Raw genomic sequence first — 17913 nt, forward strand, 5'->3', positions numbered from 1 at the left:
GCATGGCCGTTTTTGACGATGCGGACGGCGCCGCAGTGCGGACACGTAAGCTCGTTCATGGTTCATTGAACCACTGTCGTGCCCAAGAGTCCACGACCACCCGCCTGCATGAGTTGACTCGCCGTGCATACCGCGCTATATTCTCTGCATCACCGCCCGAGAGGGCGGTTTTTTGTTGCCTTGCCCGCCTGCTTCAGCCGATCACGGCGAGGGCGGCGCGCACCACGTTCAGGTCGTGCAGCACCTGTGGCCGCCCGTGCCGGGCGAGGGCCTCCAGTCGCGTGAGCTGCGTGGACAGTTCCTGCTGCAGCAGGGCGTCGCGGGCGCGCAGCAGGTGTGGTCCGTACCGGCGTGCGGCGTCGGCGGGCAGGTCGGCGTAGGCGGGGTCAGGCCCGGCGTGCCGCTCCAGGCGCAGGACCGGGTAGCGCCAGAAGCCGCGCGCGAGCCGTTCCGTGACGAGCCAGTACCCGTGCTCCTGCGCCCAGCCGCGCAGTAGGCCGGGGTCGTCGTTCGGCTGCAGCACGAGCGCCCCCGGTACGCGCCCGCCCGCCCGGCCGCGCCCCAGGATGCCGAGCATGGTGCGTGCCCCCATGCCGGTCAGGCTGACGCTGTGCAGGTCCTGCGGCCCGAGCGGGGCGAGGCCGTCCCCGAGGTGCAGGGTGGCGCGGTCCTGCAGGCCCGCCTGCTGCACGGCGGTCCGGGCCACGGCGAGCGGCCCGCCGGTCTTCTCGACGATCACGGCGTGCCGTGCCCGCCCGGACCGCAGCAGGGCGAGCGGCAGGGCCGCGTGGTCCGAGCCGATGTCCGCGTGCCGGTCCGCCTGCACGAGTTCCGCCGCGGCACGCAGGCGCTCGTCCAGGCCCGCGAGCGCGTCCGTCCCTGCCTCCCCGAGGTGCGCGTCCGTCCCTGCCTCCCCGAAGTGCGCGTCCGTCCCTGTCTTCCCGACTGGCGGGGGAGGGGAGGCCGGGTCGGTGGTCGGGCCGTCAGTCACCCTGCTCCCCGTGACCTTGCTGCCCGTGGCTGCCGTTCGCGCGGGCCTGCGCGAGCGTGTAGGCGGCGACCGCCAGGATGATCGCGGCGAGCGCCAGCCCCAGCGTCAGGATGCTGCTGCTCCCGTCCCACTTGATGGCCAGCTTGAAGAACTCCACCACCAGCGCCACCACCACGATCCCCAGCAGCTTGTTCTTGAGGTCGTCGAAGGTCCGGATGTGCAGCCAGTCCGGCAGGTCGTCGAGCTGCTGCACGAACAGCGCCTGCAGCCCGATGCTGATGATCAGCAGGGCCGTCGCGACGAGCAGCACGTCCGCCTGCTCGATGGCCGACACGAGCAGCGTCTTGAGGGTGCTGCTCTGCCCCAGGCCCGGCAGGGCCGCCCACAGTTCGTGCACCGTCTGCACCGTCCCGAAGATGTACAGCGCCAGCGAGAACAGGAAGCTGGACAGCACGCCGAACTCCACGATGAGCAGCGTCAGGCCGAACCCGCGCCGCGCCAGCCCCTGCCGCAGCGGACTGCCCGCTGCCGGGGCGGGGGAGCGTTCGGGTGCCGGGTCGGGCCGTTCGGGGGAAGTCACGCGTTCAGGATGCCACAGCCGGGAAGGTCACGGCCGCCCTTCACAGCGGCTCCAGCCGGTCCCCGACGTGCAGGGTGCCGCCCTGCAGGACGCGGGCCGTGATGCCGCCGTGGCCGCGCACGGCGTTGTACCCGCCCGGCCCGAAGGCCTCCTCCATGCGGGAGCAGGGGTGGCACTCACCGGTCCCTTCCAGCAGCACCCAGCCGCGCTCGTCGCTCCCGATGCGGAACCGGCGGTCCTTGAGGGCCAGGAGCGGCAGGCCCGACACCAGGACGTTGCGGCGCAGCTGTTCGGGCGTCACGGCCCCCAGGCCCGCGAGCGCCGCGATGACCGGCAGGTGTTCCGCCTGGATGAGCGTCACCTGCCGCTTTCCGGCCATGGGTCGCGCCACGCCCGCCGCGAGCGGCCCGGCAGGCTCTGCTGCAGGTGCGGGGTCCTGCTGGCCGGCCTGGGCGCCCGTGAGGGCCTTCAGGCGGCCCGGCGCGACCCGCCCGTGATCGCCGATCAGGCCGACCATCTCGTGCGCCTCGGCGTCCGGCACGCTGAGCACCTCGCCTCGCCGCTCGCGACGAATCCCGATCCACTCCACCTGTCCGGGACGCGGCAGCCGCTCCCGGAGTTCCTGCATCGTCAGCACACGCAGCCCCCAGTCATGCGTGCAGGGTAGCGCCGCAGGGCCGGACCGCGGCACTTGTCGGCAGCGAAAAACCGTGCGGCGGTGTGTCGGCAGCGGGAGGCCGTGCGGCGTTGCCCTTTGGTATACTCGCGGGCATGAGGCGTCTGACCCGACTTGCGTATTCGCCCCGCCGCACGGTGGGGTGAGGGTCCGTCACAACCCGATTCCCGTCCAGGCGGCGCACGCGGAAGTGCGCCGCTTTTTTCTGCCTGCAGGGACGCCCTGCGAGGAGCTGCCATGAACGACATTCAGCGCAACCTGTCCACCGACGAGCAACTGACCCTCCTGAAACGCGGCGTGGTGGACCTCGTGTCCGAACCCGACCTGAAGGAACGCCTGACGCGCGGCACGCCGCTGCGCGTGAAGCTGGGCGCCGACCCCACCCGCCCGGACCTGCACCTGGGGCACGCCGTGATCCTGCGCAAGATGCGGCAGTTTCAGGACCTGGGGCACAAGGTCATCATGCTGATCGGGGACTTCACGGCCACCATCGGCGACCCGACCGGCAAGAGCAAGACCCGCCCGCCCCTCACGCTGGAGGAGGCGCGCGCCAACGCCGAGAGCTACCTGCAGCAGTGCAGACTCGTCCTGCGGCAGGAAAGCGAGGTGCTGGAGGTCCGCTACAACAGCGAGTGGCTGGAAAAGATGGGCTACAAGGACATCATCCAGCTCGCGAGCCGCTACACGGTCGCGCGCATCATGGAGCGCGACGACTTCCGCAAGCGCTTCGAGGGCGGCGTGCCCATCTCGGTGCACGAACTGCTGTACCCGCTCACGCAGGGGTACGACAGCGTGGCGCTGGAGGCGGACGTGGAGCTGGGCGGCACGGACCAGCTGTTCAACAACCTCGTGGGCCGCGCCCTGCAGCGCGACTACGGGCAGGAACCGCAGATCGTGATGACGCTGCCGCTGCTGGTGGGGCTGGACGGCACCGAGAAGATGTCCAAGAGCCTCGACAACTACATCGGCATCACGGACGCCCCGCACCTGATGTTCGCGGCGCTGATGAAGGTCCCGGACGCCCTGATGCCCAACTACTTCACGCTGCTGACGGACCTGCCGGAAGGCGAGGTGCAGGCCCTGCTGGCCGGGCACCCGGCCGCCGCGCACGAAGCGCTCGCGCGGACCGTGGTGAGCTGGCTGCACCCGGACGCCGACCTGGACTCGGCCCTCGAACGCTACCGCGCGGTCGCGAAGGGCGGCATCCCGGAGAACATCCCCAGCGTCACGGTCCCGGCGGGCGAGGTGAACGCGGACGGTCAGGTGAGCGTGGCGCGGCTGGTGGCGCTGGCGGGCCTGGAACCCAGCAACGGCGCGGCCCGGAAACTCATCCAGAACCGGGGCCTGCGGCTGAATGGCGAGGTGTACGGCGATCCACAGGGCCTTTGGACGCTCGGCGCGGACGGCGTGGTCCTGCAGAAAGGCAAGGACAAGTTCATGCGGGCCGTGCTGGAGGGCTGAAGGAAGTCCGCCCCGCCTTCATGCATGCGGGCGGGATTCATGACTTATCCCCAGGATGCAGAAGTTATCCACACCCTAATGTGGATAAAAGTGCCCGCCTGTGGACAAAAATCTGACCGGTCGCTGACATCAATTCTGAAGACTGAATAAAGATCCAGGGGTACGGCACAGCAAGGTCACAGTCAAAAGGGGACGCCCGGTCAGCTGACCGGGCGTCCCTCTTTCAATCTTCAGATCGACCTTCAGGCGAGGTCGGCGCCGTTCAGATGCTGCGGCCGGACTCGCGCAGCTTCTCGACGCGGATCATGTTGGTGGTGCCCTGCACGCCGAACGGCACGCCCGCCGTGATCACGTAGCGGTCGCCGACGTCCGCGAGCTGGCTGCGCTTGAGTTCCTGGTTGGCGATGCGGACCATGTCGTCCGTGTCGCGCGGGTCCTCGCTGAGCATCGGCACGACGCCCCAGGCGAGCGCCAACTGGTTGCGGGTCTGCTCGTTGGGCGTGAGGGCCAGGATGGCGAGCTTGGGGCGGTTCTTGGAGATGCGGGCCGCCGCGCCGCCCGTCTTCGTGAAGCTCACGATGACCGGCACGCTCAGGCCCTCGCCGATGTTGCAGGCGGCCTGCGCGATGGCGTCCTGCGCGAGGCTGGTGTCGATCTCCTGCGCCTGCAGCAGCTTGTACTCGGTGCTGGCCTCCACTTCACGTGCGATGCGGTCCATCATGGCGACCGCCTCGATAGGGTACATGCCGGCGGCACTCTCGGCGGAGAGCATCACGGCGTCCGTGCCGTCGAAGATGGCGTTCGCCACGTCGCTCGCCTCGGCGCGGGTGGGGCGGGGGAGCGTCACCATGCTCTCCAGCATCTGCGTGGCCGTGATGACGGGCTTGCCGACCTCGCGACACGCGCGGATCAGGCGCTTCTGGATGACGGGCACCTGCTCGGCGCGCATCTCGACGCCCAGGTCGCCGCGCGCGACCATGATGCCGTCCACTTCCTTCAGGATGTCCTCGAAACGGTCCACCGCCTGCGGCTTCTCGATCTTGGCCATCAGTTTGGCCTTGCTGCCGTACCGCGACAGGTAGTGCCGCGCGAGGAGCAGGTCGTCGCGGGAGCGCACGAAGCTGAGCGCCACCCAGTCCACGCCGAGTTCCGCGCCGAAGGCCATGTCCTCCACGTCCTTGTCGGACATGGCGGGCACGCTCAGTTCGGCCTGCGGGACGTTGATGCCCTTGTTGTTCTTGAGGACGCCGCCCACCACGACCGTCGTGTGGATGTCGTTGCCCTTCACGCTCTCCACGCGCAGCGCCATGTTGCCGTCGTCGAGCAGCAGGTCCATGCCGGGGTACACGTCGCCCGCGAGGCCCTTGTAGGTGCTGCCGACGCGGGTCTCGTCGCCTTCCACGTCGTCCATCGTGATGATAAAGTTCTGGCCCTTCTGCAGGGTGGCCGAGCCGTTCGTGAAGCGTGCCGTGCGGATCTTGGGGCCCTGCAGGTCCTGCAGGATGCCGATGGTGAGGCCCTTCTTGGCGGCCAGTTCGCGAACCATGGTGTACGTGGCGCGGTGGTCGTCGTGCGAGCCGTGCGAGAAGTTCATGCGGACGACGTTCACGCCCGCGTCCATCATCTGGCTGAGGATTTCGGGGTCGCGGCTGGCGGGGCCGATGGTGGCGACGATCTTGGTGGCGCGGTCAAAGTGCTTCATGCGGGTTCTCCAGTACGGAAGCCCTGGAACAGCTTCCATTGAGGGCCGGGGTCGTGCAGCGGGTTGGGCCATGGGCCGCCCCGGAGGGTCGACTCACAGCCCAACCGTTCACGGACAGTGCCTTACTTGTTCAGGGCCTTGCGGCCCAGGAATTGCGCCGCGCCTCCCAGCTGATCCTCGATGCGCAGCAGCTGGTTGTACTTCGCGATGCGGTCGCTGCGGCTGGCGCTGCCGGTCTTGATCTGCCCGGCGTTGGTGGCGACCGCCAGGTCCGCGATGAACGCGTCCTCGCTCTCGCCGCTGCGGTGGCTGATGATCGTGCCGTACCGGTTGCGCTTGGCGAGTTCGATGGCGTCCATGCTCTCGGTGAGCGTGCCGATCTGGTTGACCTTCACGAGGATGGCGTTGCCGACGCCGGTGTCGATGCCGCGCCCCAGACGCTCGGGGTTCGTGACGAACAGGTCGTCGCCGACCAGCTGCACGCGGTCACCGATGGTGTCGGTGAGGAGCTTCCAGCCGTCCCAGTCGTCCTCGCTCAGGCCGTCCTCGATGCTGATGATCGGGTAGCGGCTGCTCCAGTCGGCCCAGAAGTCCACCATCTCCTCGCTGGACAGGGTGCGGCCCTCGCTCTCCAGGTGGTACTTGCCGTCCTTGTACAGCTCGGTGACGGCGGGGTCGAGGGCGATCATGATGTCCTTGCCCGGCTCGTACCCGGCCTTCTGGATGGCTTCCAGCAGCACTTCGAGGGCTTCCTCGTTGCTGCCGAGGTCCGGCGCGAAGCCGCCCTCGTCACCGACGTTGGTGTTGTAGCCGCGGCCCGACAGCACCTTCTTGAGGGCGTGGAAGGTCTCGGCGCCGTAGCGGAGCGCTTCGCGGAAGGTGGGCGCGCCGACCGGCATGACCATGAATTCCTGGAAGTCGACGCTGTTGTCGGCGTGCGCGCCGCCGTTGATGACGTTCATCATCGGGACGGGCAGGGTGCGGGCGTTGCTGCCGCCCAGGTAGCGGTAGAGCGGCAGGCCGAGGCCTTCGGCGGCGGCGCGGGCGGTGGCGAGCGACACGGCCAGGATGGCGTTGCCGCCCAGTTTGGCCTTGTTGCCGGTCCCGTCGAGGTCCAGCATCGCGTGGTCGATGAGGCCCTGTTCGGTGGCGTCCATGCCGAGCAGCGCGGGCGCGATGATCTCGTTGACGTTCTTGACGGCCTTCAGGACGCCCTTGCCGAGGTAGCGGTCGCCTCCGTCGCGCAGTTCGAGCGCCTCGTGGCTGCCGGTGCTGGCGCCCGAGGGCACGATGGCGCGGCCCAGGTAGCCGCTCTCCAGGGTCACTTCCGCCTCGACGGTGGGGTTGCCACGGCTGTCGAGCACTTCACGGGCGATGATGCTGTCAATTTTCATGGGTTCCTCCGCACCCCGCGTCGCCCGGGGTCCGGACCGTCTCGCGTAGGTGTACTTTGCACACTATATCCCGGCGAAGTGTACCTCGGCCAGATGCGCTCAGGGTCAGGCGCGGCTAGACCGGGTTCAGCGTTGAGGGCGGCGAACACCGGTCCCGCAGGGGAGGGGAGAGGTGAACCCCGGTCCCCCACCACCGCGGGCATGCCCCGTGCGGCGCACCAATGGCCCCTCAGACGCGCAGCGGCACCACCACGGCCAGATACCCCGCGTCCCCGCTGCCCTTGAACATGGCGGGGCTGGTGGAGCCGCTGAACAGCAGCTCCGCCTCACCCTCGATGGGACCCAGCGCGTCGAGGACGTACTTGGCGTTGAAGCCCAGGCTCAGGGCGGGCTCGCTGCCGTCCTGCGTCACGGCCAGCGTGTCCTGCGCGCGCCCGTAATCCCCCTCGGCCGCCAGCCGCAGCGTGCCTTCCGAGATCAGGAACTCCACGCGGTTGTTGGCGTTCTTGTCGGCCAGCACCGCCACGCGCGACACCGCCTCCTTCAGCGCGGCGGCCGGGAGCAGCACCCGCAGCTTGATGTCCTTGGGAATCACGCGCTCGTAGTCCGGGAAGTCCCCGTCGAGCAGCTTGACGTTCATGCGGACGCGTTCGGTCGTCACACCCAGCATGCCGTCCCCGAAGCTCAGGCCCACCTGACCGTCCTTCAGGACACGCACGAGTTCGTCCGCGCTGCGTGCCGGAACGATCAGGCTGCGCGGCTCGCCCGTCACCGCGAACTCCCGCAGCGCCAGCCGGAACCCGTCCGACGCGACCACGCGCGCCTTGCTGGCATGCTGCTCAACCTTCAGGCCACGGAACACCGCCTGGAACGCCTCGTTCGACGCGGCGTACCGCACGCTCGACAGGGAGCGCGCCAGTTCGGCGCTGTCGAGCGTGGCGTCGGCCGTGCCGGGGAACGTCAGTTCCGGGTAGGCCTGCAGGTCGCCCGTCTGCAGCTTGAAGTCCGACCCGCTGGCGCGCACCGCGAGTTCCGAGCCGACCAGTTCCAGTTCCACCAGTTCGCCGCCGAGGTTGCGGACGATCTGCGCGAACAGGTGCGCGGGCGCCACGAACGACGCCGGTCCCTGCACCTCGGCAGGCACGAAGCAGCTCAGGTCGATTTCGAGGTTGGTGCCGCTGAGCGTCAGGCCGCGCTCGGTCGCATCGACCTTGATGGCGGTCAGGAGGGGGTTGCTGCTGCGGCTCGGAATGACACGTTCGAGCATGCCCAGGCCTTCACTGAGGGTTTTCTTGCTGACTTGCGCGCGCATGGTGTTCTCCTTGCAGACCCCTGCGCCAGGTTCGCTTGCCCTGGCCGGGTCGTGGGTGGACGTGATGTGGGGGTGAGGATCTCACCGGGGGTCAAGTGTAGCCATGCTGGTGCGCTCTCGGGGTGGGTCTGGACTGGGGTGAACCTTCCGGCCTGCCCGTTAAAAGATTCTTCAGTTAAAGATATCTAAAATATAGTAGTAGTAGTAATAGGGCCTGTGGAAACTGTGGATAAGTGGCCTGGAGTGCGTGCTGCACGGTGTCTTGCCTGTGGACAAAATTGTGGATAAGTCGGCTCTGCCTGTGGATAACCTGTGGAAAACTTCGGGACTTATCCACAGGCAGTTTGGGAGGAGGGTTATCCACAGGGTTATCCACAGGTTATCCACAGGGTTATCCACAGAGTTATCCACAGATCGTGAAAATCGGCACAGACTTGGCGGTCGACGGACTGAACCGATTCAGATGGGGGGCAGCCGCTCGCCCCGCACCCCGTTCAGGACGACAGCTCCTCCCCTTCCAGCCCCTGCAGTCGCCGCTTCAGGAACGCCACCGCCTCGGTCATCTCGCTGTCCTTGCCGAGCTGCTCCGTCACCTTGCTGATGGCGTGCATCACGGTCGAGTGATCCCGCCCGAAGAACCCGCCGATCTCCGGCAGGGAATGCCCCGTCAGTTCACGGATCAGGTACATCGCCACCTGACGCGGCGTCACCACCTCACGCACCCGCCCGGACCCCCGGATCGCCTCGGGCGGGATGTTGTACTGCGCGGCCACGGCCCGCAGCACGTCCGCCATCTCCACCTTCACTTCCTGCGGCGCGAACACGTTCGAGAGTGCCTTGGCCGCCACCGTGCGCGAGAACGGCACGTTGTTCAGGCTCGCGAAGGCCACCACCCGCATCAGCGCGCCCTCCAGCTCGCGGATGTTGCTCGTCACCTGCCGCGCGATGAGTTCCAGCACGTCCTGCGGGATGTTCATGCGGTGATGCTCGGCGTTCATCTTCAGGATCGCCACGCGCGTCTCGAACTCCGGGCTCTGGATGTCCGTGATCAGGCCCCACTCGAAGCGGCTGCGCAGGCGGCCCTCCAGCGTCTGGATGTCCTTGGGCGGCCGGTCGGAGCTGAGGATGATCTGCTTGTGGTTCTCGTACAGCGCGTTGAAGGTGTGGAAGAACTCCTCCTGCGTGCGCTCCTTCCCGGCCAGGAACTGGATGTCGTCCACCAGCAGCAGGTCCACGCTGCGGTACCGGTTCCTGAACTGCGTCATCTTGTCCTCGCGGATCGCGTTGATGAGGTCGTTCGTGAAGCTCTCGGTCGACACGTACTCGATGCGCTTGTCGGGGTAGCGTTCCGACATGTAATGCCCGACGGCGTGCATCAGGTGCGTCTTGCCGAGCCCCACGTCCCCGTAGATGAAGAGCGGGTTGTACGCCTTGCCGGGACTCTCGGCGACGGCCAGCGACGCGGCGTGCGCGAGGTTGTTGTTCGGGCCGACCACGAAGTTCTCGAAGATGTACTTCGGGTTGAGCGACTTGCGGTTCTCGGTGGGCGTCACGGCCGGACGTTCCGGCGCGCTGCGCGGCCCGCGCGTGCTGCTCTTGGGTGGGGGCGGCGGGTCGGCGGGCAGCATCATGGCGTCCTGCACGGCGGGCAGCACCTGAAAGCTCACCTGCGGCTGCTGCGCGCCCATGCTTCTCAGGGCGTCCTCCAGCAGCTCCAGGTAGTGCTTGCGGAACCATTCCTGGGCGAAGGAGTTGCGGACACCGAGCACCAGCGAGCCCTGCTGCACGCCGAGCGGGCGCACCGGGGCGAACCAGGTGTGGTACTCCACCTCCGAAATGTTTTTGCGGACGTAACCGAGTACGTCCGTCCAGATTTCCTGCGAGATAACACTCACCCCCTGCGGACGATTCGCGGGTCATCATACCGCGCCCCGGACGGACCGGGAGGTGAGGCGGGCGAAGGGCAGCGGAAACAGCGGCAGGGCAGGAACAAAAAAAGCGCCCTCTCGGACGCTGATAAGCACAGGATAGCGCGGTATGCACCCAGCGTCAACTCATGCATTCGAATGTCGGGGGGTGTGCAGGCCGTGCCGAACGCACCCCAGACGGCCCCCGCAGGCGGCCTGGGGTGGCCGGGGTCAGCGGGCGGGGCGGAGGTTCAGCGTCTCGCTGCGTCCCCAGTCGGCGGGATCGCTGCTCATGGGGATGGTCTGACCGTCGCGCCACAGGCGCTGCAGGTCCGCGTAGTGCGACCCGATGGGGTTCCCGCCCTGTCCGAGCGTGCCGATGTAGCGGCTGGCGTTCGGGTTCGACAGGTCGATCACCTGGCGGTAGCTGGGCGCGTGCGTCTGCCGGAAGGTGCCGGGTTCCGGGCGGGCCACGTCGACGGTGTCGGTGCCGCCGGGCGTGGGCAGGCCACGGTTCCAGATCCAGCCGATGGCGCTCACCCCGCCGAACGCGCCGTGCTTGCTGTAGCTGCGGTGAAGGTCGCCCCAGGCCCAGCGGGCGGGGTCCGTGCCGAGCCGCCCGGCGAGGTCGGCGGTGGCGGCCGACAGGGTCCGCGTGAGTTCCTGCGCGCAGTCGCGGACGCCCGCCCGGGTGTCGCGGCACAGCGGGCCGTCCTGCCGGAGCTGCGCGAGCACCGCGACGGACGTGAGGGCCGTCGCGTCCGGCTGGGCGGGCGTGCCGAGCTCGTCCTGCGCCATGCGCTGCAGCTGCGCCAGCCATGCCTCGAAGATGCTGGCCTGCACGCTCTGCAGTGTCTCGTGCCCGTCCCAGTCGCGCAGCAGGGCGAGCGCCTGTGTGCTCAGCGCGCCGTCCGGCTGCGTGGCGAGCAGCAACGGTTTCAGGTCGCGCCACACGAGGCTGAACGTGTCGAGCTGCGCGGCCGCCACGTCCGCCGGGCTGAGCGGATGACCGGGGTTCAGGAGCTGCAGGATGCGTTCGGCGCGGTACGGTTCGGCCCACATGCGGTTCCCGGCCAGGAAGGGCCGGTACGTGTCCGGCGCGACCCGGTTGTTCGCGGTGACGACCAGACCGTCCTGCGGGTTGTACACCTGCGGCAGCTGACTGAAGGGCACGTACCCGGTCCAGCGGTGCGCGGCGTCGTCCGGGACGGGCAGGCTGCCGTCCCAGCCGGGCGTGCGGACGGGCACGCGGCCCGGCGCGACGTAGCCGATGTTGCCGTCCACGTCGGCGTACACGAAGTTCTGGGACGGCGCGACGTAACTGCCGAGCGCCTGCCGGAACTCCGTCCAGTTGCGCGCGTAGTTCAGGCCGAGGAAGGCGTCGAAGGTGGTGTCGCCCGTCTCCAGCGCCGTCCACTGCAGCGTCACGGCGCGCGACTGCCTGTCGCCCCACTCGTCGCTGCGCGCCACGACCGGCCCGTGCGCGCTCCACTGCACGGTGAGCTTCACGTCGGGTTTCCCCTTGACGCGGACGACTTCCGTGCGGGACTGCAGCGGCGCGCCGGGCGCCTCCACGAACAGGTCCTGCACGTCCGGGTTGACGTTCGTGACGCCCCACGCGACGCGCTCGTTGCGGCCGATCACGATGCCCGGCAGGCCCGGAATGCTCGCCCCGATGGCGTGCAGCGTCGGCCCCTGCACGTCCGCGAGGTACCACAGCATCGGGGCGGACAGGCCCAGGTGCGGGTCGTCCGCCAGGATGGGCTTGCCGGTGCTGGTGCGCTGCCCGCCGATCACCCAGTCGTTGCTGCCCTTGCCGGGCGCGTTCACGAAGCCGAGCGAGCGTGCCGCCGCGAGCTGCGACGCGAGCTGCGCGGCCGCGCCCGCCGGGAGCGTCACCCCGGCCAGTCCCGTGCGCGGCGTGCCGGGCGTGCCCAGGTGGCCCGTACTGCCGAGTTCCTGACTGCTGAGGATGGTTGGCCCGCCCGCCGGGTACGGGGGCAGCACCGCGTCCAGGCCCGCCGCGCCCAGCCGCGCCACGACCCGCTGCCCCAGCAGTTCCTGATCCCAGTTGCCGCCCAGGTCGTACGCCATCAGCTTCGACCACGCGATGCTGTCCACGTCCGTCCAGCGTTCCGGCCGGAAGCGCAGCAGCCGGAACTCCAGCGGCAGGCGATCCTGCGCGATCGCGGCATTCACGCCCGCCGTGTACGCCGAGATCAGCGTCCGCGTGCGCGGACTGAGGGCCGGGAGGGCCGACTGCGCCGCCCGGTAGAACCCCCACGTGCGCAGGAACCGGTCCTGGGGGAGCGCCGCGTCGCCCAGCACCTCCGACAGCCGCCCCTGCGCGACGCGGCGCTGGAACTCCATCTGCCACAGGCGGTCCTGCGCGTGCACGAAGCCCAGCGCGTACAGGGCGTCCGCGTCGCTCGCCTGCGCGCGGATGTGCGGCACGCCCCAGCGGTCGCGCGTGACGGTGACGTTGCCGGTCAGGCCGCGCAGCTGCACGCTGCCCGACACCACCGGGTTGCTGACCTTGCGGGCGTACAGCACGCCCGCGAACACGACGAGAAGCAGAACGAAGAGCAGCAGGCCAAGTCCGCGAAGCAGGCGCATAGGGAGTCCTCCGGTTGAGGTTCCCAGGATACCGCCCGTGCCGCGCGGGTCACGTCCGCCAGTCTCCGTTCCTGAAGGTCAGCGGGCAGGCGACCCTCAGGGCGTGCCCTGCCGTCCCGGGTTCAGTCGGGACCCAGGTCCGCGAGGCGGTCCAGGAAGCGCAGGAACGCCTGCCGGTCGCTGAACTCCTGCGGCGCGCCCAGCGGCCTGCCGCTCACGCGGGCATAGAAGCCGGAGCGGGAACTGGCGGGCGTGAGCCGCACCTGCAGCCGCACCTGCAGCCCCGCCGTGCCGGTCCCGGCGTCGTCGGTGACGTCCTGCACGGCTGCCCGGACGCCTGCCGCGCCGCTCCTCGTGCCGACCGTGCCGGTCCCCCCCGGTCCCGGCCGCCCGGCCGTGGTCCCTTCATTCCACGGATCCCTTTCCCTCACCTGCGTGCCCCCCGCCCCTGCCCGTCTCGGTTCCTCCCGCATCTGGCCCTCCTGTCCTGCACGGTACGCGGGCGGGCGTCGCAGAAGCGTTGCATTCCGGGATACGCCACGCGCGCCGGGCACGGGAGGTCCGGCCGGTCCGCCGGTACACTGTGGGCATGACGCACGCTTCCCCCAGAACCGCCCTGACAGGTCAGCCCGCCCCGGACTTCACGCTGCCGTCCTCGGGCGGCGACCCGGTCACGCTCAGCAGTTACCGGGGGCACAAGAACGTGGTGCTGGTCTTCTACCCGCTGGATTTCTCGCCGGTGTGCAGCATGCAGCTCCCGGAGTACTCGGGCCGTCAGGACGATTTCGGAGACGCGGGCGCCGTGGTGCTGGGCGTCAACCGGGACAGCGTGTACGCGCACCGCGCCTGGGCCGCCGAGTACGGCATCGAGGTGCCGCTGCTGGCCGACATGAACCTGAAGGTCGCGCACGAGTACGGCGTCGCCATCGACGAGCGCGGCACGAGCCAGCGCGCCGTGTTCGTCATCGACCGGGAGGGCGTGGTGCGCTTCGAGTACGTCGAGGAGAAGACCGGAGATTACACCCTGAGGCCCGAGCAGGTGCTCGCGAAGGTCCGCGAACTGTAACTCCGGCCCGGTCCCGGATCAGTCCTTCGGGGTGTCCTTGCGCTGCGCCTGCAGGGCGGCCCAGTCTTCGTACGCGAGGCCCGGAATGAGCGCGAAGCTGCCCACGAAGAGGCTCGCGAGGGCGGCCGGGTAGCGGGCGGGCGTGCGGCCCGTCAGCAGCAGGTACAGGGCGCCGAGCGTGCTGAGCGCGCCGATGTCCATGAACATCACGCGCGTGAAGCTGCTCGACCGCAGGGCGCCCAGCGTGCCGGGGTCGCCGGGCCTGCGGCGGCCCAGGATGGCCGTCAGCAGCAGCGTGACGTACAGGCCCGCGTACAGCCGGAAGCGGGCGGGGCCGGGCTGGCGGTACGGGCGCAGGCGGGAATGGAGCGTCATGCTCCAGCGTACCGCGCGGCGCGGCGGCCCGCGCGCGTCACGTTGCGCGGCGCGGCCTTGGGTTAAGCTCCCGTCATGTCACGCTTCACCCGCCTTCCCTCCAGCGCCCTGCGGCTGACCGGCCCGGACCGCCTGGATTTCGTGCAGGGGCAGATGACGGCCAACGTCAAGGCCGCGCCCACGCCCGGCATGGTGCCCGCCTGCTTCCTGAACGTGCGCGGTCAGATCGAGCATTTCGCGCGCGTGTACCGCCGTGCGGACGACCTGTACCTGCACCTCGACGATCCCGGCACGCCGGGCGAGGCGGCCGCTCAGCTCGCCGCACGCCTGAAGAAGTACATCATCTTCGATCAGGTGGAGGTGCAGGACGTGAGCGGCGTCCTGGCGAGCGTGCACGTCTGGGACGGCGTGCCGCAGGGCTGGGACCCGGCCGGGCCGGACGTGCAGATCTTCGAGCTGGGCGGCGGGACGGTCCTGGCGGGCCGCGTGAACCGGACGGGCGTGCCGGGCGTGGACCTGCACCACCTGCGCGCGCACGAGGGGACGCTGCTGCCGCTGCTGGGCGAGGAGGCCAGCGCGGACGTGCTGGAGGCGGCCCGCATCGCGGCCGGGATCAGCGACGTGGCGCGCGACGGGTGGCAGGGCACGCTGCTGCAGGAGGTCGGGCTGGACGACGCCATCAGTTACCGCAAGGGCTGTTACGTGGGGCAGGAGATCATGGCGAGGCTGGAGGCGCGCGGCAACGCCCGTCACGCGCTCGCGCGGCTCGCGGGGGAGGGGCTGCCCGCGCACGCGGACGTGCTGCTCGGTGAGCGCGTGGTGGGCCGCACGGGCGCGAGCACCGGCACGCTGGCCCTGGCGCGGCTGCGGCGCGACCTGCCGGAAGGGGCGGAGCTGCGCGTCGCGGACGTGCCTGCACGCGTCGTGACGGACGCCGTCACGCCCTGATGCTGGCCCCGCTGCAGCGGCTGGGGGACGCGCCGCGCCGGGCCGCGCTGCTCGGCGCGCTGCGCCGCGCGTACCTGCTCGCGCTGGCGGCGCTGGCCGTGCCGGGCCTGCTGATCGGCGTGCCGTTCGGGGTGACGTCCAGCCCTGCCCCGAACAGCGCGGCGCTGCTGGGGCTGGGCGCCTCAGCCCTGGTATGTGCCGCGCTGGCCCTGGGGCTCGCGCACCGCAAGGCCCGACCGGCCGTGCCCGGCACGCCCGAGGGCCGCGACCTGAGCGTGCAGGCGGCCATCCAGGCGGCCAGCGCGCCCGCCGTGCCGCTGCTGATGGCGTGCACGCAGCTGCGCTCCCCGCTGACGCTGCTGGCCCTGCTGGCCCTGACGCTGCTGGCGCTGGCGGTCGGCTGGGCGTCCCTGACGCTGTGGGCGCGCCGGGCCGGACGGCCGGACGCCGCGCCCGGCGACGCGGCCCTCACGGACCCGGCAGTCACCGGCTGACGGCAGGCACCGGCTGAGGCCCGCCGCCCCGCCTTGCTCTACAGTGACTTCATGCCCGAATCCCGACCCGGCCGGACGCCTTCCGTTCCCGCGCCGCTCCTGACCGCTGCCGGACTGGCGCTCGGCGCGGCGGTCGCGCTGGGCTTCGGGCGGTTCAGTTACGCGCTGCTGCTGCCGCCCATGCGCGCGTCGCTGGGGTGGACGTACACGCAGGCGGGCGGCATGAACACCGCGAACGGTGCCGGGTACCTGCTCGGCGCGCTGCTCGCCCCCCTGCTGATCGGGCAGCTGGGGGCGCGGCCCGCCTTCCTGGCGTCCATGCTGTTCACGGCCCTGACGCTGCTCGTCACGGCGCTCGTCACGCCGTTCTGGGCGCTGCTGGCCCTGCGCGGCCTGACGGGCCTGAGCGGGGCGGTGACCTTCACGGCGGGCGGCCTGCTCGCCGCGCAGGCCGCGTCGCGCGCGCCGGCACGGCAGGCGGGCGCGGTCCTCACGACCTTCTACGCCGGGGCGAGCCTCGGCATCCTGCTGACCGGGCTGGGCCTGCCGCCCCTGCTGGCACGGCTGGGCGACGCGGGCTGGCGGTCCGGCTGGGCGGTCCTGGGGGGCGTGTCGCTGCTGGCGCTCGGTGCGGCGTGGCTCGCGAGTCGCGGGACGGGTGCGCGCGGCGGTCCCGTCGGGCCGGGCGTGCGCGCGGCGCAGCTGCGGCCGCTGCTGCGTTCGCTGCTCGCGTACGCCTGTTCGGGCCTGGGGTACGTGGCGTACACGACCTTCTCGGTCACGTACCTGCGGTCGCAGGGGGCGAGCACGGCGCAGGTGGCGCTGTTCTGGACGCTGCTGGGCTTCGCCGGTCTGGTGGCCCCGCTGCTGTGGAGTCGGCTGATGTCGCGCGTGTGGGGCGGCCGCACGATGGGCCTGCTGATGACGATCATGGCGCTCGGCGCGGCCCTGCCGGTGCTGAGTGCCGCGCCGGGCGTGGCGTTCGTGTCGGCGCTGCTGTTCGGTGCGACGTGCCTGAGCGTGGTGGCGTCCACCACGGCCCTCGCGCGGCAGAGCCTGCCGCCTGCCGTGTGGGGGGCGGGCGTGGCGACGTACACCATCACGTTCGCGGCGTTCCAGAGTCTGGGGCCGGTGCTGGCGGGCCTGCTCGCGGACGGCGGGGCGGGCGGTCTGCGGCTGGGTCTGGGCCTGTCGGCGCTGGTGCTGCTGGTGGGGGCCGGACTGGCCTTCAGTCAGCGGCGCGCCGAACCGGTCGATTGAGGGTCCACGGGCGGACATGGAAGGCGTGTGCTCTCACGGTGTTCCAAGAATGACGCCCCTGGCTTGAGTCACCCTTCACGGTCGGTCCTGCCGGACATCCAGAAGCATGAGAGCCGCGTATAGCAGGGTGGATGTCCCGGTGGACCCCTGTCAGCGCGCAGCCCCCCCGGCCGGAGGAACACATGCGTCACCCCATCATGATCGCCGCCCTGACCCTCACCCTCGCCGCCTGCACCCAGGCCAGCGTCCCGCCCGCCGGGACCCTCGCGTACGGCCTGAACGCCAGCGGCCAGCTCGTCACCTTCGGCCTTGATAATGCGGGCAGCAGCGCCACCACCCGCAGCGTGACCGGCCTGGGCAGCGACACCCTCGCCGACCTGGACTTCAACCCCGCCAACGGCGCCCTGTACGCCTTCGCGACCTCCGGCAACGTCTACACCGTCGATCCTGCCACCGGCGCCGCGACCCTCAACACCACGCCCCTGAGCACCGTCGCGCCCCGCGTGACGGACTTCAACCCCGCCGCGAACCGCGTGCGCGTGATCGGCGCGTCCGCCAGCAACGCCCGCCTGACCGTCGACCCCGGCCCCAGCACCTCCCCCAAGGGCACCGTGACGACCGACGGCACCCTCGCGTACGCCGCCACCGACACCAACGCCGGCAAGACCCCCAACGTGCTGGGCGCGGCATACACGAACAGTGCGCTGAACGGCGGCACGCTGCCCGCCAGCACCCTTCTGTACAGCGTGGACGCCACCACCAACACCCTCGACCTGCACAGCACCGCTCCCGGCACCGCCGCCGGGAACTTCAACACGCTCGGCACGGTCGGCGCGCTCGGCGTGACGCTCGGCAGCAGCGTCGGCTTCGACATCGTCACCAGGGGCGGCATGAATACCGCGTACCTCGTGAACGGCAGCACCCTGTACACCGTGAACCTCATGACGGGCGCCGCCACGCAGATCGCCACGCTCAGCACGCCGCTCAAGGCGCTCGCCGTCACGCTCAGCGCGCAGTAAGCCCGGACTGAGCAGTGATCCCGGACTGAGCTGAACTCCCGAAGTTCAGCTGAGCGGAACGCGAAGCCGCCGCCCGGCCACGAACACCAAATCCTGCCCTCCTGGCCCCGGG

16 protein-coding genes are annotated in these 17913 nt (G+C 70.3%); 6 read left to right on the plus strand and 10 right to left on the minus strand.

Annotated features, from left to right (window positions below; genetic code table 11):
* Nucleotides 1-193 precede the first annotated feature (193 nt).
* From IEY33_RS11900 to IEY33_RS11910, 3 genes are read right to left on the minus strand one after another with little or no spacing between them, the layout of a single operon-like run.
* Nucleotides 194-991 (minus strand): tRNA (adenine(22)-N(1))-methyltransferase, encoded by a 798-nt coding sequence (locus IEY33_RS11900; protein ID WP_229670969.1) that lies wholly within the window; start codon nucleotides 989-991, stop codon nucleotides 194-196.
* The gene (locus tag IEY33_RS11905; RefSeq protein ID WP_229670970.1) at nucleotides 984-1571 is read right to left on the minus strand and encodes a YqhA family protein; all 588 of its coding nucleotides are present in this window, start codon (nucleotides 1569-1571) and stop codon (nucleotides 984-986) included. Before IEY33_RS11905 ends, IEY33_RS11900 begins: the two co-directional genes overlap by 8 nt.
* 40 nt (nucleotides 1572-1611) lie before the next feature.
* Complete coding sequence (locus IEY33_RS11910; protein ID WP_188963508.1) at nucleotides 1612-2208, minus strand: MOSC domain-containing protein; 597 nt, start codon at nucleotides 2206-2208, stop codon at nucleotides 1612-1614.
* Between the two features lie 276 nt (nucleotides 2209-2484).
* Between IEY33_RS11910 and tyrS the strand changes: the two genes are divergently transcribed.
* Nucleotides 2485-3708: a tyrosine--tRNA ligase gene (gene tyrS / locus IEY33_RS11915; RefSeq protein WP_188963509.1), complete on the plus strand. Its 1224-nt coding sequence runs from the start codon at nucleotides 2485-2487 to the stop codon at nucleotides 3706-3708.
* 262 nt (nucleotides 3709-3970) lie between these two features.
* Here tyrS and pyk read toward each other — a convergent pair whose 3' ends face one another.
* From pyk to IEY33_RS11945, 6 genes are all read right to left on the minus strand, one after another.
* A complete protein-coding gene (gene pyk / locus IEY33_RS11920) occupies nucleotides 3971-5410 on the minus strand; it encodes a pyruvate kinase (protein WP_188963510.1) in 1440 nt (479 codons plus the stop codon).
* 122 nt (nucleotides 5411-5532) lie between these two features.
* Entirely contained in the window at nucleotides 5533-6804 is a 1272-nt protein-coding gene (gene eno, locus IEY33_RS11925) for a phosphopyruvate hydratase (RefSeq protein ID WP_188963511.1), read from the minus strand.
* Nucleotides 6805-7033: 229 nt separating this feature from the next.
* Nucleotides 7034-8116: a DNA polymerase III subunit beta gene (dnaN, locus tag IEY33_RS11930; RefSeq protein WP_188963512.1), complete on the minus strand. Its 1083-nt coding sequence runs from the start codon at nucleotides 8114-8116 to the stop codon at nucleotides 7034-7036.
* Between the two features lie 494 nt (nucleotides 8117-8610).
* Nucleotides 8611-10002 (minus strand): chromosomal replication initiator protein DnaA, encoded by a 1392-nt coding sequence (gene dnaA, locus IEY33_RS11935; protein WP_188963633.1) that lies wholly within the window; start codon nucleotides 10000-10002, stop codon nucleotides 8611-8613.
* A 252-nt stretch (nucleotides 10003-10254) separates the two neighbouring features.
* Nucleotides 10255-12639, minus strand: coding sequence for a penicillin acylase family protein (locus tag IEY33_RS11940; protein ID WP_188963513.1), 2385 nt, complete (start codon nucleotides 12637-12639; stop codon nucleotides 10255-10257).
* A gap of 122 nt (nucleotides 12640-12761) precedes the next feature.
* Nucleotides 12762-12962: a hypothetical protein gene (locus IEY33_RS11945; protein WP_188963514.1), complete on the minus strand. Its 201-nt coding sequence runs from the start codon at nucleotides 12960-12962 to the stop codon at nucleotides 12762-12764.
* Between the two features lie 266 nt (nucleotides 12963-13228).
* On the opposite strand from IEY33_RS11945, the gene IEY33_RS11950 reads away from it, so the two are divergent.
* Nucleotides 13229-13705 (plus strand): peroxiredoxin, encoded by a 477-nt coding sequence (locus IEY33_RS11950; RefSeq protein WP_188963515.1) that lies wholly within the window; start codon nucleotides 13229-13231, stop codon nucleotides 13703-13705.
* An 18-nt stretch (nucleotides 13706-13723) separates the two neighbouring features.
* Here the strand turns inward: IEY33_RS11950 and IEY33_RS11955 are convergent, their stop codons facing one another.
* The gene (locus IEY33_RS11955) at nucleotides 13724-14080 is read right to left on the minus strand and encodes a hypothetical protein (protein ID WP_188963516.1); all 357 of its coding nucleotides are present in this window, start codon (nucleotides 14078-14080) and stop codon (nucleotides 13724-13726) included.
* Nucleotides 14081-14155: 75 nt separating this feature from the next.
* On the opposite strand from IEY33_RS11955, the gene ygfZ reads away from it, so the two are divergent.
* From ygfZ to IEY33_RS11975, 4 genes are all read left to right on the plus strand, one after another.
* Entirely contained in the window at nucleotides 14156-15028 is an 873-nt protein-coding gene (gene ygfZ, locus IEY33_RS11960; protein ID WP_188963517.1) for a CAF17-like 4Fe-4S cluster assembly/insertion protein YgfZ, read from the plus strand.
* Nucleotides 15028-15522 (plus strand): hypothetical protein, encoded by a 495-nt coding sequence (locus tag IEY33_RS11965; protein WP_188963518.1) that lies wholly within the window; start codon nucleotides 15028-15030, stop codon nucleotides 15520-15522. Before ygfZ ends, IEY33_RS11965 begins: the two co-directional genes overlap by 1 nt.
* 51 nt (nucleotides 15523-15573) lie before the next feature.
* Nucleotides 15574-16782 (plus strand): YbfB/YjiJ family MFS transporter, encoded by a 1209-nt coding sequence (locus tag IEY33_RS11970; protein WP_188963519.1) that lies wholly within the window; start codon nucleotides 15574-15576, stop codon nucleotides 16780-16782.
* A gap of 182 nt (nucleotides 16783-16964) precedes the next feature.
* Nucleotides 16965-17801, plus strand: coding sequence for a DUF4394 domain-containing protein (locus IEY33_RS11975; protein WP_188963520.1), 837 nt, complete (start codon nucleotides 16965-16967; stop codon nucleotides 17799-17801).
* Nucleotides 17802-17913: the final 112 nt, after the last annotated feature.

Origin of the sequence: Deinococcus aquiradiocola (assembly GCF_014646915.1) — a bacterium.
GTDB classification, from domain to species: Bacteria; Deinococcota; Deinococci; order Deinococcales; family Deinococcaceae; genus Deinococcus; species Deinococcus aquiradiocola.